The sequence below is a fragment of the Pseudonocardia halophobica genome (assembly GCF_050948485.1).
Taxonomy (GTDB): Bacteria; Actinomycetota; Actinomycetes; order Mycobacteriales; family Pseudonocardiaceae; genus Pseudonocardia; species Pseudonocardia halophobica.
In genome coordinates this window covers 7,371,925-7,386,558 of sequence record NZ_CP192046.1, presented here as the reverse complement: position 1 = coordinate 7,386,558, position 14,634 = coordinate 7,371,925, and the positions used below count along the sequence as shown (strand labels likewise).

The 14,634-nt window shown below is 73.0% G+C and carries 14 protein-coding genes; 7 read left to right on the top strand and 7 right to left on the bottom strand.

Annotated elements, in window-relative coordinates; translation table 11 throughout:
• Positions 1 to 82: 82 nt before the first annotated feature.
• From ACQP04_RS35325 to ACQP04_RS35315, 3 genes are all read right to left on the bottom strand, one after another.
• Positions 83 to 1,918: a potassium channel family protein gene (locus ACQP04_RS35325; RefSeq protein ID WP_433504767.1), complete on the bottom strand. Its 1,836-nt coding sequence runs from the start codon at positions 1,916 to 1,918 to the stop codon at positions 83 to 85.
• Between the two features lie 7 nt (positions 1,919 to 1,925).
• Positions 1,926 to 2,312 carry a DUF6394 family protein gene (locus tag ACQP04_RS35320; protein ID WP_037049677.1) on the bottom strand — a complete coding sequence of 129 codons (387 nt, stop codon included), beginning with the start codon at positions 2,310 to 2,312 and terminating at the stop codon, positions 1,926 to 1,928.
• A gap of 80 nt (positions 2,313 to 2,392) precedes the next feature.
• Positions 2,393 to 2,755 (bottom strand): DUF2784 domain-containing protein, encoded by a 363-nt coding sequence (locus tag ACQP04_RS35315; protein ID WP_433504766.1) that lies wholly within the window; start codon positions 2,753 to 2,755, stop codon positions 2,393 to 2,395.
• A gap of 94 nt (positions 2,756 to 2,849) precedes the next feature.
• On the opposite strand from ACQP04_RS35315, the gene ACQP04_RS35310 reads away from it, so the two are divergent.
• The 7 genes from ACQP04_RS35310 to ACQP04_RS35280 all read left to right on the top strand — a co-directional run bounded on the left by ACQP04_RS35310 (position 2,850) and on the right by ACQP04_RS35280 (position 9,701).
• On the top strand, positions 2,850 to 3,815 hold the full coding sequence (locus ACQP04_RS35310) for a TIGR03885 family FMN-dependent LLM class oxidoreductase (protein WP_433504765.1): 966 nt from the start codon (positions 2,850 to 2,852) through the stop codon (positions 3,813 to 3,815).
• Complete coding sequence (locus ACQP04_RS35305) at positions 3,812 to 5,395, top strand: alpha-amylase family protein (protein ID WP_433504764.1); 1,584 nt, start codon at positions 3,812 to 3,814, stop codon at positions 5,393 to 5,395. The genes ACQP04_RS35310 and ACQP04_RS35305 overlap by 4 nt, the downstream gene beginning before the upstream one ends.
• An 88-nt stretch (positions 5,396 to 5,483) precedes the next feature.
• Positions 5,484 to 6,260 (top strand): enoyl-CoA hydratase-related protein, encoded by a 777-nt coding sequence (locus tag ACQP04_RS35300; protein WP_433504763.1) that lies wholly within the window; start codon positions 5,484 to 5,486, stop codon positions 6,258 to 6,260.
• A gap of 48 nt (positions 6,261 to 6,308) precedes the next feature.
• Entirely contained in the window at positions 6,309 to 6,515 is a 207-nt protein-coding gene (locus ACQP04_RS35295) for a PaaI family thioesterase (RefSeq protein ID WP_433504762.1), read from the top strand.
• A gap of 70 nt (positions 6,516 to 6,585) precedes the next feature.
• Positions 6,586 to 7,041, top strand: coding sequence for a hypothetical protein (locus tag ACQP04_RS35290; RefSeq protein WP_433504761.1), 456 nt, complete (start codon positions 6,586 to 6,588; stop codon positions 7,039 to 7,041).
• Positions 7,042 to 7,098: 57 nt separating this feature from the next.
• On the top strand, positions 7,099 to 7,446 hold the full coding sequence (locus ACQP04_RS35285; RefSeq protein WP_433504760.1) for a hypothetical protein: 348 nt from the start codon (positions 7,099 to 7,101) through the stop codon (positions 7,444 to 7,446).
• The gene (locus ACQP04_RS35280) at positions 7,446 to 9,701 is read left to right on the top strand and encodes a N,N-dimethylformamidase beta subunit family domain-containing protein (RefSeq protein WP_433504759.1); all 2,256 of its coding nucleotides are present in this window, start codon (positions 7,446 to 7,448) and stop codon (positions 9,699 to 9,701) included. Before ACQP04_RS35285 ends, ACQP04_RS35280 begins: the two co-directional genes overlap by 1 nt.
• 3 nt (positions 9,702 to 9,704) lie before the next feature.
• On the opposite strand, the gene ACQP04_RS35275 is transcribed toward ACQP04_RS35280, so the two are convergent.
• Genes ACQP04_RS35275 through ACQP04_RS35260 form a run of 4 tightly spaced genes read right to left on the bottom strand, consistent with a single transcriptional unit; the run spans position 9,705 to position 14,585 of the window.
• Positions 9,705 to 10,703 carry a LuxR C-terminal-related transcriptional regulator gene (locus ACQP04_RS35275; RefSeq protein ID WP_433504758.1) on the bottom strand — a complete coding sequence of 333 codons (999 nt, stop codon included), beginning with the start codon at positions 10,701 to 10,703 and terminating at the stop codon, positions 9,705 to 9,707.
• A 29-nt stretch (positions 10,704 to 10,732) separates the two neighbouring features.
• Positions 10,733 to 11,203: a hypothetical protein gene (locus ACQP04_RS35270; RefSeq protein WP_433504757.1), complete on the bottom strand. Its 471-nt coding sequence runs from the start codon at positions 11,201 to 11,203 to the stop codon at positions 10,733 to 10,735.
• A complete protein-coding gene (locus tag ACQP04_RS35265; RefSeq protein WP_433504756.1) occupies positions 11,203 to 13,140 on the bottom strand; it encodes a primary-amine oxidase in 1,938 nt (645 codons plus the stop codon). Before ACQP04_RS35265 ends, ACQP04_RS35270 begins: the two co-directional genes overlap by 1 nt.
• Positions 13,141 to 13,154: 14 nt before the next feature.
• Positions 13,155 to 14,585, bottom strand: a complete 1,431-nt coding sequence (locus tag ACQP04_RS35260) for an APC family permease (RefSeq protein ID WP_433504755.1) — start codon at positions 14,583 to 14,585, stop codon at positions 13,155 to 13,157.
• Positions 14,586 to 14,634: the final 49 nt, after the last annotated feature.

Below are 14,634 nucleotides of genomic sequence, written 5' to 3'. Positions count from 1 at the left end.
AGCTCCCGCACAGGACAGCGCCGCGACGGACAGCGGCACACCGGCGCTCATCGGCGCGATCGGTCACGGTGCGGGGTCGGCGTCAGTCCCGGCCCGCCCGGGTGAGCTTGCGCCAGACCCAGCCCGCCGGCACCCGCCGCCCCGTCTGCACGTACTCGCGGGCGGCGTCGACCAGCAGCGTCACGTCGAGGCCACGGCGGGCGGGGGTGGCGCCGAGCAGGAGCAGCTCGTCGTCCGGGGCGAGGACGAACCCGTCGTCCGGCCCCATCACGCACTCCTCCGTGCCGTCCGCATCCCGTCGCAGGACCATCAGCACGGTGATGCCGAGCCGGTTCTCGCGGCGCTCCGGGTCGCGCAGGACGTCGCCGAGCCGGGCCTCGCCGGACGCGAGCCAGCCGAGCAGGGTCGGCGTCTCGCTCCTGTTGAGCCGGATCTTCCACAGGGCCGGCATCCGTCGCCCGCAGTCCGAGGTCACGCGCCGGATCAGGTCCGCCGCCCAGGCGTCGCCCTGCTGCGGCACCCCCTGCAGGAAGCGCCAGAGCAACGGGGTACTGAGCTGCGCGAACACCTCGTGCGCCACGACCTCCGCCGGCACGAGCAGCGAGTTGATCTCCATGGCGGCGAACAGCGGCGCGCTCGCGGCCCGGTTCTGCCGGGCCGCCACGAAGATCGAGCGGTTCAGCCGGCGGGCGTCGGAGACCATCGAGAGGTTGGTGGTGTCGTTGTCCGTGCCGGCCACGAACCCCACGGCGTCGGCGACGCCGGCGCGCACCAGGACCGCCGGGTCCACACCGGAGCCCTCGACGGTCGTGATGCCGTCGCCCGCCTCGGGGGCCGTGGCGCGCGGCTCGACCACGGTCACGTCGAGCCCCTCGGCGCGCAGGTCCACGGTGACCTCGCGGCCGAAGCGGCCGTAGCCGCACACCACCCAGTGCCCCTCGGCGGGCGGCCGTCCCCGCTCGGGCAGCTCGGCGCCCGGGCCGCTCTCCAGCCACGTCATGAGTTGGTACGACGCCGGCGAGCGCATGGCGATCCGCAGGTGGTCGCCGAAGCGGTTGAAGGGGTTGACGACGGTCGGGCTGCCGAAGGCCTGCATGCGCTCGGCGATCGCTGGGGAGACGGTGCGCGCGACCACCGGGAGGTCCGGCCGCAGCAGGGCGGCGGTCATCGCGACGGCGAGGTTGGCCTCGTCGTCGTTGGTCAGGGCGACGACGGCCTCGCAGCGCAGGTTGCGCAGCCCGGCCACGCCGAGGTGCCCCGGGTCGCGGGCGTCGGCGACGAGCCCGGGGATGTCCCCGTGGTACGAGCCGAGCTCGAGGGCGTCGATGCGGTCCTCGGCGACGTCGATCACGACGACCCGCTTGCCGAGCGCGTCGAACGCGCGGCACAGCAGCTCCCCGGTGCGCCCGTGGCCGACGATCAGCAGGAACGGCTCGCGCAGCCGCTTGACCTTGCGGGTGAAGTGCTGCAGGGCGAGCGCCCGGCGGAACGCGCGGTCCTGCAGGAGCGCCAGCAGCGTGCCGACCGCGTAGGCCCAGCCGATGACCGTGAGGTAGATCGTCGCGGTGACCCACAGCCGTTGGGCGGGGGTGAAGGTGTTCGGCAGCTCGCCGAAGCCGATCGTCGACGCCGTGTAGCTCATGAAGTAGAAGGCGTCGAAGAAGCTCATCCGGTAGGGCGCGCCGGTCGCGTCCTGGCCGGGGACCAGGGTCAGGCCGAACACGCTCACCGCGAAGATCGTGATCAGCACGATCAACGGTGCGCGCATGCGGCGCAGGATCAGGAAGATCGTGGCCTCGGCCTCGACGGCGGACGCCATCGGGATCCGCCGGCGCAGCCGCCGGGAGGGACCGCGGGGGCCCGGCTCCTCGTCCTGCCCCAGCAGCCGCATCCAGAAGGAGAGCAGCGGGTTGCCCATGAGCGGCCTACCGGCGGTGGTACGACACGGTCTCGACCACGAGCAGCACCACCGAGACCACGTTGGCGAACAGCGCGCCCCCGGACAGCGACACGACGCTCGCCATCGCCGCCGGGGTCAGGCCGGTGTCGGCGATGTGGGCCGAGTAGGTCCAGGCCAGCGCCGCCGCCACGAGCTGCAGGTCGGCGACCAGGCTGGTGGCGAGGTGGACCGCGCCGATCTGGGTGCGGTCGCCGAACTTCAGCACGGTCGCGATGAGGCTGACGACGATGGCGGCGAACAGCTCGTAGATGTTGTGCAGCGCCGGGTTCGAGATGTCGCCGATGAAGAAGCCGAAGTTGAGGGTCGCGGCGAGCAGCACGAAGAAGCCGAACACGACCTTCTCGAGGTTCATGCGTGCTCCCGGCTCCGGTCGTCCCGCCCGGGCGACAGAATGGCACGGCGACGGGGCGCGCGCCTGATCGACGTGCGGCGTCAGCGCCGGACCACGCGGCGCCGGCGCAGCGCGAACCCCACCCACGACACGACGACGAGGCAGCCGATCGCGAGCTGGATGGCCACCAGGTACTCGCGGGGGTAGATCACGCCGGTCAGGTAGGTGTCGATGAAGCCTCGCGCCAGCCCCTGCTCCCCGGCGAGCCGGCGGAACCGGTCCTCCCACGCCGTCAACGGGCACTCGACGTGGGCGAGCACGCTGACCAGGCCCCACCCGACCGCGACCGCGTGCAGCACGCGGACCCGCGGCCAGCGCCAGGCGAGGAAGCCGCCGAGCGCGACGAAGGCCAGGAACGCGAAGTGGACCAGCATCACCGCGTCGGCGAGGAAGCGGTACGCCACGCGACCAGGATGACGAACCCGGGACGCGGCCACCAGCGGCCCAGGTCGGCGGAGTCCGGCGTGTCGGCCGGGAGCGTGCCGGGTACTGGCGGGAATGACCGCTTTCGGCTGGCACGCGTCGCACGAGCAGATCGCCCCGACCGCACTCCTGGACGCCGCCGTCCGCGCGGAACAGGTCGGGTTCGACGCTGCGATGTCGTCGGACCACTTCTCCCCGTGGAGCGAGCGCCAGGGCCAGTCCGCCTTCGCCTGGGCGTGGCTGGGGGCGTCGATGCAGGCGACGTCGCTGCCGTTCGGCGTGGTCAACGCCCCTGGCCAGCGCTACCACCCCGCGATCGTCGCGCAGGCCATCGGCACTCTCGGCGCCATGTTCCCGGGGCGGTTCTGGGCCGCCCTGGGCACGGGCGAGGCGAGCAACGAGCACATCACCGGGGACGACTGGCCCCGCAAGGAGGTCCGCAACGCCCGGCTGCGGGAGTGCGTCGACGTCATCCGGGCGCTGCTGCGCGGCGAGGAGGTGAGCCACGACGGGCTCGTCCGCGTCGACCGGGCGCGGGTGTGGACCCGCCCGCCCGAGCCGCCCCCGCTCGTCGGCGCCGCGGTGAGCGTGGCGACCGCGCGCTGGTGCGCGGAGTGGGCGGACGGCCTCATCACCGTCAACGCCCCGATCCCGCACCTGCGCGAGATGATCGACGCCTACCGGGAGGCCGGCGGGCGCGGGAAGCTGCACCTGCAGGTGCACGTCAGCTGGGCCCCGGACGAGGAGACCGCCGAGGCGATCGCGCTCGACCAGTGGCGTGGCAACGTCTTCCCGCCACCGGCCTGCTGGGACATCGACACCGCCGAGACCTTCGACGCCGTGTCCACGCACGTGCCGATCGAGCAGGTCCGGCAGACGGTGCAGGTGTCCGGTGACCTCGCCCGGCACGCCGCGCTGCTCGCGGAGTTCGCCGACCTGGGCTTCGACGAGATCGCGATCCACCACGTCGGACAGGAGCAGGACGCGTTCCTCGACGCGTTCGGCGACAAGGTCCTGCCCCAGCTGAGGGGCGCGGCGTGAAGCTCACCCGGACCTCCGACCTGTGGTGGAAGAACGCTGTCGTCTACTGCCTGGACGTCGAGACCTTCGCCGACGGGAACGGCGACGGCTGCGGGGACTTCCGCGGGCTGATCCAGAACATCGACCACCTGGACCGGCTCGGCGTCACGTGCCTGTGGCTGATGCCCTTCTACCCGACCCCGGACCGCGACGACGGCTACGACATCGTCGACTTCTACGGCGTCGATCCGCGGCTCGGGACGCACGGCGACCTCGTGGAGCTGATCCGCACGGCGAACGACCGCGGTATGCGGGTGATCGCCGACCTCGTCGTCAACCACACCTCGGCGCAGCACCCCTGGTTCCAGGACGCGCGGAGCTCGCCGGACTCCCCGCACCGCGACTGGTACGTCTGGCAGGACGAGCCGCCGGCCGACGGCCCGCAGGGGGTGGTGTTCCCCGACCAGGAGACCTCCCTGTGGCAGTACGACGAGAAGGCCGGGCAGTACTACCTGCACCGCTTCTACAAGCACCAGCCGGACCTCGACGTCGCGAACCCCGAGGTCCGCGACGAGATCGCCCGCATCATGGGCTTCTGGATGCAGGTGGGGCTGTCCGGGTTCCGCGTCGACGCGGTGCCGTTCCTGCTGGAGACCGCCGGCCAGGACGACGCCGGCGCCCTGCCCGACCCGCACGACTACCTCGCCGACCTCGCCGCGTTCCTGCGCCGGCGCAACGGCGAGGCGGTCCTGCTGGGGGAGGTGAACCTCCCCTACGCGGACACGATGCCCTTCTTCGGCGCCCGGGACGGCGCGGGGTCCACCGACGAGCTGACGATGTGCTTCGACTTCGTCGGCATGCAGCAGATGTACCTGTCCCTGGCCCGCGCCGACGCCGAGCCGCTGGCGAACGCGTTGCGGAAACGGCCGGACCCGCCCGAGGACGGACACTGGGCGACGTTCGTGCGCAACCACGACGAGCTCACCCTGGACAAGCTCACCGACGCCCAGCGCGCGGAGGTCTTCGCCGCGTTCGGCCCGGACGAGGACATGCAGCTCTACGGCCGCGGGCTGCGGCGGCGGCTGCCCTCCATGCTCGGCGGCGACGAGCGCCGGATCCGGATGGTCTACAGCCTGCTGTTCTCCCTGCCCGGCACCCCGGTGCTGTTCTACGGCGAGGAGATCGGCATGGTCGAGGACCTGAGCCTGCCCGGCCGGTTCGCCGTGCGCTCCGACATGGACTGGGCGGCGGCCCGGGAGCAGACGCGGGACCCGGGGTCGCTGCTGTCCTGGATGCGGCTGCTCGTCGACAGCTACCGCGCCTGCCCGGAGCTGGCCTGGGGGAGCTACACGGTGCTCGACCCCGGGCCGGAGGCGCGCCCGGTGTTCGCGCACCGCTGCGACGCCGACGGCACCACGGTCGTGGCCCTGCACAACTTCGCGGACGCGGAGGTCCGGGCCGAACCGGTGCTGACCGGCCTGCCCGGCGCCGAGCTGGTCGACGTGCTGGACCCGGCGGCGAAGCCGCTCCGGCTCGACGACGAGGGGCGGGCGTCCGTCGTGCTCGAGCCGTACGCCAGCCGCTGGTTCCGGACGGGCTGACGGCGGTCTGACGTCGCGGGGGTCCTTCGTTGCCCGGGGCGGACGGCTGGTCTGACATGGCGTTCACGACCTCGAGATCGGAGACCCCATGCCAGTCCGCGTGTCCGGTGACCGGACGGTGCCCGTCCTCACGATCGACCGCCCGGAGAAGCTCAACGCCCTCGACTACCCGACGATCGACGCGCTGCGGACGCACCTCGACGAGCTGCCGGCGCGGGACGGGGTGCGGGCGATCATCCTCACCGGTGCCGGGCGCCGGGCCTTCAGCGCCGGCGCCGACATCCCGGACCTGGCCGACAGCATCGCGCGGGGCACGGCCGCCGCGCTCCGGGAGATCGTGGCGCGCGGGCACGCGCTCACCCGGGCCGTCGAGAACTGCCCCGTCCCGGTGATCGTGGCGGTCAACGGGCTCGCCTACGGCGGCGGCTGCGAGATCACCGAGGCGGCGCCACTGGCCCTCGCCGCCGACCACGCGACCTTCGCCAAGCCCGAGATCACGCTCGGCTTTCCGCCGCCGTTCGGCGGTTCGCAGCGGCTCCCGCGGCACGTCGGGCGCAAGCGCGGCCTGGAGATGATCCTGACCGGCGACGCGATCGGCGCCCAGCGAGCCGCGGAGCTCGGGCTGGTCAACCGCGTGGTCCCGCGCGACGACCTCCTTCCGGCGGCACGTGAGCTCGCCGAGCGAATCGCCCGGCACGCCGACACAGCGGTGGCCGCGTGCCTCGCCGCCGTGACGCGCGGGATCAACGTGCCGATCGACGAAGGCCTCGGGATCGAGGCGGCCTGGTTCGCCTCCACGGTCGGGACCCCGGGGGTGCGGGCCGGGCTCGCCCGCTTCCTCGGGCGCCGGAAGGAGGCGTCGTGAGGAGCCGGACCACGGACGACGACCTCGCCGCGCTCGAGGACCGCGTGCGTGGCCACCTCGCGGATGCCCCTGCTGCGGACGCTGGCCGTCGAGCTCGACCATGTCCGCCCCGGCGAGCTCACCCTGTCCATGCCCGCGGACCCGGCGTGGACCCAGCAGCACGGCTACCTGCACGCTGGCGCCGTCGCCACCCTCGCCGACTCGGCGTGCGGGTACGCGGCGATCGCCTGCTGCCGCCTGACCGGGACGTGTTGACCGTGCAGTTCACGATCAACCTGCTGGGAGGTCGCGGACCGAGCTGGCGGTCGAGGTCGGTGCCTTCGCGGTGCTCCTCGCCCTGCTCGTCGCGTACATCGGCGGCACGGGCGGATGGGAGGCCGGCGTGCTGCCGGCGGTCGTCCTCGCGGTGCTCGCGGTCGACCTCGTCGGAGGTGTCGTCACGACGACGTCCGCGGCAGCCGGGCGGGAGCGGCACTCCCGGCGGTTCCGGCTCGGGTTCGTCGCCTGCCACGTGCTCCACCTGGTCGTGGTCGGCGTGGTCTTCGGGACCGGCTGGGCGTGGACCGTCGGCAACGCGGCCTTCCTGCTCGCCGCCGCCGTGACGATCGAGTGGGCACCCCCGCGGACCCGACGGGTGGTCGCCGTGACGGCTTTCGCGAGCGGGGTGCTGGTCGACCTCCTCTGGCTGCCGGTGCCGCCGGTCGTGGCCTGGGTCCCCGGGCTGCTGTTCCTCAAGCTGCTGGTCGGCTTCCTGGGCTCAATGGGCACTTCTGCCCATTGAGCCCGCATCCTGGCTCCGGTTCGCTGACCCACCACCACCACGGGAAGGCGGATCCGGATGCGGGACAGGCAGTTGGAGGTCTACGGCCTCTTCGAACGGCGGGCGACCGAGCGGACGTTGTCGCTGCTCAGCGACGAGGTGATCGCCGAGCACGAGGCGAACCCGGCGGGTCCGCACAGCGACGCGCTGCAGCGGGTGCTGCGGCACATGCGGCGCGCGCCGATCCCCGGGAAGCTCGTGATCGTCGCGGTGCGGCCGTGGGAGGAGTACCGGCTGGCGGCGCTCACCGGGGTGCACGGCGAGGCGCCCGAGGTGCTCGACGACGGGCCCTACGCCACCGAGGAGGAGGCGATGCACGCCGTGTTCCTGCGGCGGGTCGCCGACCTGCGGGCGGGGGTGGCGTGATGGTGCAGGTGCCCCGGCCCACCGTGACCGGCTACGCCGACCGCTTCTCGGTCGCGCCCGGCGAGACGATCGAGTTCAAGGTCGGCTGCGACGAGCCCGGCGAGTTCCGCGCCGAGGTCGTGCGGCTGCGCAACGGCGACACCAACCCCGCCGGCCCGGGCTTCCGCGAGTCGGTGGTCGACACGCCCGCCACGGGCACCTACCCGGCCCGCCACCAGGAGATCCGCACGGGGTCCGCGGTCGTCGTGCCGGACGGCGGGCGGATGGCGCTCGGCGGCACCGGCGCCGTGCACGTGTTCGTCCAGCCGACCACGCCCGCGAAGGGGCCGCAGGCCTTCGTCTCCCGCTGGGACGGGACGGGCGGATGGTGGCTCGGGCTCGTCGACGGCCGGGTGACCCTGCGCCTCGGCGACGGAACGACCGTTCACGAGACCGTCGCGGACGCCCCGCTCGCCCCGTGGATCTGGTACTCGGTCACGGCGAGCTGGAGCGACGGCACCACCGTCGTCACCGCGACCCCCACGCTGACCTCGGCGAACAGCCTGTGGAGCCCGGCGGTCGGGCTGGCCGCGCCGACCCGTGGCGCACACGAGGGAGCCCCGGTCCCCGCGCAGCCCGACGTCGACACGGTGCTGGCCGCGACCGCCGGCCTCACCGACCACTACAACGGCAAGCTCGACTCCCCGGCGGTCTACGCGCGCGCCCTCACCGACGAGGACCGCGCCGCCCTGGCCCGTGGCGAGCGGCCGACGGCGGACCTGCTGGCGCACTGGGACTTCGCCGCCGAGATCGGCCGCACGGGTGTCCCCTCGGACACCTACACCGACCGCGGCCCGCACGGCCTGCACGGCCGCGGCCACAACGCCCCGTACCGCGCCATGACCGGCTGGAACTGGACCGGCGAGGAGGAGAACTACCGCCACGCACCCGAGCAGTACGGCGCCGTCCACTTCACCGACGACGCCCTGGAGGACGCAGGCTGGGAGACCGACGTCCGCCTCACCGTCCCGGACGACCTGCCCAGCGCCGTCTACGCGCTGCGGATCACGCTCGGCGACACCGTGGACCACATCCCGTTCTGGGTGCTGCCCCCGCGGGGCACGGCCACGGCGAAGATCCTGCTGCTCTTCCCGACCGCGAGCTACCTGGCCTACGCCAACGACCACATCGTCCCCGAGGTCCCGGTCGCCCAGTCGATCCTCGGCCACACCTCGGTCTTCGCCGCGCCCGACCTCAAGCTCCTCGAGCACCCCGAGTACGGGCTGTCGACCTACGACCACCACTCGGACGGCAGCGGCGTCGGGCACACCAGCCGGCTCCGGCCGATCCTCACGATGCGCCCCGGCCACCGGCACAGCACCGGCTCGCTGTGGCAGTTCCCCGCCGACCTGCACCTCGTCGACTGGCTGCACGGCGTGGGCGCGCAGTTCGACGTCGCCACCGACGAGGACCTCGACCGCGAGGGCGCCGAGCTGCTGGGCCGCTACTCCGTGGTGCTGACCGGCACCCACCCCGAGTACTACTCGGCGCGGATGCTCGACGCCTGGGAGACCTACCTCGGTGCCGGCGGCCGCGGGATGTACATGGGCGGCAACGGGTTCTACTGGGTCAGCACGTTCCACCCGGACAAGCCGCACCTGATGGAGGTGCGCAAGGGCGAGGCCGGGTGCCGCGCCTGGCAGGCCCGGCCGGGCGAGCTGCACATGGCCTTCAGCCCGGAGCGCGGCGGGATCTGGCGCAATCGCGGCCGCAGCCCGCAGAAGCTCTTCGGCGTCGGGTTCACCACCGAGGGCATGGACCACTCCTCGGCCTACGACACCCTGCAGGACTTCGCCGACCCGCGGGCCGGTTTCCTCACCGCGGGTCTGGACGGGACCACGGTGCTCGGCGACCACGGGCTCGTCGGCAACGGCGCCGCCGGGCACGAGTGCGACCGCTACGACCTCACCCTCGGCACCCCGCCGAACGCGCTGCTGCTCGCCACCAGCGCGGGCCGGCACTCGGACAACTACCCGCTGGTCGCAGAGGACATCTACTTCCCCTTCGACGGCCTGGGCGGCACGGACAACTTCCAGGTCCGCGCCGACGTCGTCTACCTGACGACGGCCAACGGCGGGGGCGTGTTCTCCACCGGCTCCATCGCGTGGGCCGGCAGCCTCGCCACCAACGGCTACGACAACGACGTCTCGCGCCTCACGCGCAACGTGCTGGAGCGCTTCGCCGACCCGAAGCCGCTGGAGCCGCTCGACGTGTGAGGTTCAGGCCTCGGGGAGCAGCCGCAGCCCCTGCTCGACGGCGAGCCGGGCCGCGGCCACCCGGCAGTCCACCCGCAGCTTCCCGAGGACGTGCTCGACGTGGTGGGCCGTGGTGCGGGCGCTGATCCCGAGCCGGCGGGCGATGGTCGCGTTGGCCAGCCCGTCGACCAGCAGCGTCAGCACCTCGGCCTCCCGGTAGGACAGTCCGTGGGCGGCGTCCGAGGGTCGGGTGGCGACGAGCGTGCCGTCCTCGACCGCGACGAGCTGCAGCGGGACCCAGCCCGCGGGCGCCGGGGCGAGGAACCGCGCCTGCGGCGGGTCCGGACGGGTGCGGCGCCAGCGGACGATCCGGGCCGCGAGGTCGTCGTCGAGCCCGGGCGGCTCGGGGCGGCCGGGCACCGGCACCACGGTGGCGTCGGGCCCGACGACGGCGGCGGGTCCCTCGACGCCGCCGCACTCCAGCAGGGTGAGCAGCCGGCGGGACAGGTCCGCCGCACCGGCCAACACGGGCGCGGCGTGGTGCAGGGCCGCCGTCAGCTCGGGGCTGGGACGCGCCGGATCGTCCGTGCTGAGGTGCAGGTCGCCGGTGTACCGGCCGTCGCTGCTGACGAGCCGGGCCGTGGCGCCGCCGGCGAACCCGGCCGGGCGGAACACCGTCCGCGCCGACCGGGTGTCCGCGTACGCCTCGGGCCCCTCCACGTCGGACCAGGCCCGCGCCCGCCGCGGCTTCCGGACGAGCAGGCGGTAGCCGACGTCGTCGACCAGGAAGGCCGGCGAGGTCAGGAAGTCCAGCACCTCGGACCGGTAGCCGGTGGAGCCGAGGACGACGTGCCCGCCGCGTACGGGATCCACGGCCACCAGCGCCGCGGCCGCGGTGGGGAGGTGGCTGCCCAGCTCCTCGAGGACCGCCGCGGCGGTCGAGGTCCAGGAGGACTGCTGCGCCGCCGCGGCGAGCCCGAACGCGACCCGGTAGGCCGCCGCCTCGTCGACCGGTCCGGACATCCGAGCCCCCTCCGGGCCGTCAGATCACGTCAGATCATCGTGAGGAAGGTGGTGGCCATCGCGCCGCTCATCACGAGGTGGGCGACGGGTTCCGCGCGGAACCGTCCGCGCAGCGCCTCCAGCCAGCGCCCGCTCCGCACGGCGAAGTAGCCGGTCAGGGCCAGGCAGACTGCCGCGACCGTGAGGCCGCCGTGGTCGCCCGCGACGAACGGCATCGCCACCATCGCGCACGCGGCCAGGCAGCTGTGGACCACTGCGCCGTTCTCGATGCCCTCGCCCCGGCGTGGTCCGGCCAGGGTGAACAGGCAGGACACCACGGCGAGGGCGGCCGACAGGACGAGCCCGCCGGCCGCCATGGCGCACATCGCGAGCGCCATGCCGCCGTGCCCCAGCGCGGTGTAGCGGTGCGCCGGGGCACGGCGTGCGCGGGCGAGGAAGACCGCCGCGGCGACCAGGCACGCCACGCCGACGACGACCTCCCACCAGCCCGCGCCGTGCATCACTCGGCCCCGCGGTCCTTGCCCGGGCCGTGGACCTCGCCGTTCTCCTTGCCGCCGTGGCAGTGGCCGTTGGTCGAGGCCGGGATGTCGAGCGCGGGGTTGCGGTCGAAGAAGCCCGACGGCTTGAGCACGAAGCCGGTGTAGTCGACCGGCATGATCGGCCAGTCCTCCGGGCGCGGGAAGTGCGTGAGCCCGAAGGTGTGCCACACGACGATGTCCTCGCCGTCGACCGGCCGGTCCGCCTGCACCCAGGCCGGCAGCCCGGCGCCGCCCGGGTTCTGGTTCACGAAGTCACCGGCGGGGTAGCGCTCGTCCGCGTCGTACTGCGTGACCCACAGCGCCTTGGCGGCGAACGTGGCGCGGGACCGGATCACGGACGCGTCGTCGGCCAGCAGGGTCGGCTGGCCCTCCGGGTGCAGGGTGTACCCAACGGGCTGGCCCAGGGCGTTGGTCTTCTCGGTGTTGATGATGTGCCAGACCCGGCCGGTGGAGGCGTTGGCGTCGCGCTGGGCGTCGGACTCCCGCGACAGGCGCGTCACGCTGCGGCGGAACGCGTTGCCGTACGGGTTGCCCTCGCCCATCGGGACCCGGGCGGCCTCGATCTCCTCGACGGCGTTGGGCCCGCCGTCGACGGTCATGTCGAGCCGGGCGGAGAACAGGTGCTGGTGGAACGGGGCGCCGAGGCCGGGCGCGATCTCGGTGGCGTACTCGCCCGGGGTGCCGGACGTGAACACGATGCCGGTGGCCTTGCACTCCAGCTCGATGGTGCCGTCGAGGTAGAGGTACCAGTAGAAGCCGTAGTCGTAGTTGCCGATCGGCGTGAAGAACGAGATCACCAGGCGGCGCTGGCGGCGGGTCTCGCGGGACCCGGTGAACATGTCCGAGTGCTTCCAGAGGACGCCGTAGTCCTCCTCGTGCATGCAGATCGCGTTCTCGATGGTGCGCGGGTTGCCGAGGTCGTCGGCGATCACGGCGTCGGTGTAGAGGATGTCGCCGAGGCAGTCGCAGCCCAGCTGCAGCGAGTCGGCGTAGCGGGCGAACATGTACTCGCCGCAGTCGAAGTAGTTCTGCCAGAAGCGGACCGGCGACGGGTCGGCGTAGGGGACCACCATCTCGGCCACCGAGGCGCGGTAGCAGATCGGGCGGCCGTCGAAGGCGATCTGGTGCAGGGTCAGGCCCTCGCGCTCGTTGAACCCGATGCGCAGGTCCCACTTGCCCCAGCGGACGTGCCCGTCCTCGACGGTGAACGAGCGGCCCTCCGGCTGGGTGATCTCGATCGGCTTGAGGTCGAGCGGCGGGCCCTGGACCTCGGGGTCGTCGAAGTTGCCGGTCGTCTCGGGCACGGGGTGCTCGGCGTGGTCGACGACGCGGTCCACGGTGCGGGCGGTGAGGTCGACGTAGGCGACGAGCCCGTCGATCGGGTGCGCCCACGGGTGGTCCTTCTCGTGGTCCTGGCGGAAGCCGAACGCGCGCACCACGCGGTGGCCCGGGTGCTCCGGGTAGTCGTCGAAGGCGCCGGCGGACAGGGGGACCGCGCGCACCTGCGCGGGGTCGATGCCGCGGCGCTCGAGGGCCTCGCGCCACTCGGCGGCCGCGTTGAGGATGTCCTCGATCATCTCGAACTCGGTGTCGATGATCGGCGGCTGGCCGTCGCGCGGCGGGTCGAGCTCGCGGTTCGAGACGACCGAGCGGGAGTCGGTGGACACCACGACGTCCCAGGAGCGGCCGTTGGCGATGTCGAGCAGGATCACGCGGAAGCGGCGGTCGGTCTCCGCACCGCTCAGGACCTCGCCCTTGGCGGGTTCCTCGGGCGTGAAGAAGGTGTAGCGGACGGTCTCGCCCAGCAGGCCGGCGTCGAGCAGCACCTCGCGGACGGTGCGGACCTCCGCCTCGCTCGTCATGGCGAGCGCGTGGGTGCGGTTCTCGAGGGTGGTCATCGGAGGTTCTCCTTTCAGGCCGCGTCGGCGGCGGGGACGGTGGTGGCCGGGACGGATCCGGACACGGTGCGCAGGCGGGACCAGACGACGCCGAAGACGAACGCCAGGACGAGGATCGCGCCGATGCCGAAGGCCAGCGCGCCCGAGCCACCGATCAGCGTCGAGAAGTTCGAGACGGTCAGGACGAGGCAGGCGAGCAGGCCGATCAGCCCGAGGGCCGGGGCGATGACGGTGTGCCAGACCCGGGTGTCGACGCGGCTGCGGCGGAAGTAGACGAGCACGGCGGCGCAGGTCAGGGTCATCAGCCCGAGCACGCCGAGGGTCGCGGTGCCGGCCATCCAGGCGAAGACCTGGGTCACCGGGTCCATCCCGGCGATCGCGAAGATCACCAGGAACGCGACGGCGACGACGGTCTGGGTCAGCGAGGCGACGTGCGGCGAGGAGTGCCGCGGGTGGCTGCGCCCCACCGCCGGGTGCAGTGCGCCGGCGTTGCCGAGCGAGAAGTAGTACCGCGCCAGCACGTTGTGGAAGGACAGCGCCGCGGCGAAGAGGCTGGTCATCAGCAGGACCTGGGCGACGTCGCCGCCCACGGGCCCGAGGACGTTCGTGATCGTCGTGATGATCATGTTGCCGGGGTCGGTGCCTGCGGCCTCGACCGCGGCGGCGTCGCCCCACGCGGACACGACGGCCCAGCTGGACAGGGTGTAGAAGACGCCGATCAGCAGCAGCGCGGTGTAGGTCGCCCGCGGGATGGTGCGCTGCGGGTCCCGGGCCTCGTCGCGGAACACGGCGGTGGCCTCGAACCCGATGAACGACGCGATGGCGAACATGATCGCGATGCCGAGCGAGCCGGACACGAACTCCGGGGGCTTCACGAACGCGGTCGAGAGGTGCTCACCGCTGCCGATCACCACGGCGTCGAACACGAGGACGATCGCGACCTCCGCGATCAGCAGAGCGCCGAGCACCTTGCCGGACAGCTCGATGTGCCGGTACCCGAGCACTCCGACGATCGCGGCGACGGCCAGCGACCACACCCACCACGGCAGCGCGGGGCCACCCCAGTGCTGGACCAGGGCGTCGATCACCGCGCCGATGTAGCCGAACACCGCCAGCTGCACGGCCGCGTAGGTGACCAGCGCGAGAAAGGCGGACCCGAGACCCAGCCGCTTGCCGAGCCCCTTCTGCACGTAGGCGTAGAAGGCGCCGGCGTTCGGCACGTGCTTGCTCATCGCGCAGAACCCGACCGCGAACAGCAGCAGGATCCCGCAGCACAGGGCGAAGGTGGTGGGGAAGGCGGCGCCGTTGCCCGCGGCCAGGCCGAGCGGGACGGTGCCGGCGATGACGGTCAGCGGCGCGGCGGCGGCGACGACCATGAACACGATCGACCCCACACCGAGCCTGCCGGTGAGGGTGTGCGGTCGATCCGAACCCGTGACGCTCATCAGCGGCTCTCCAGGGTGACTCGGAAGAGTGATGTCGACCACCGTGGGC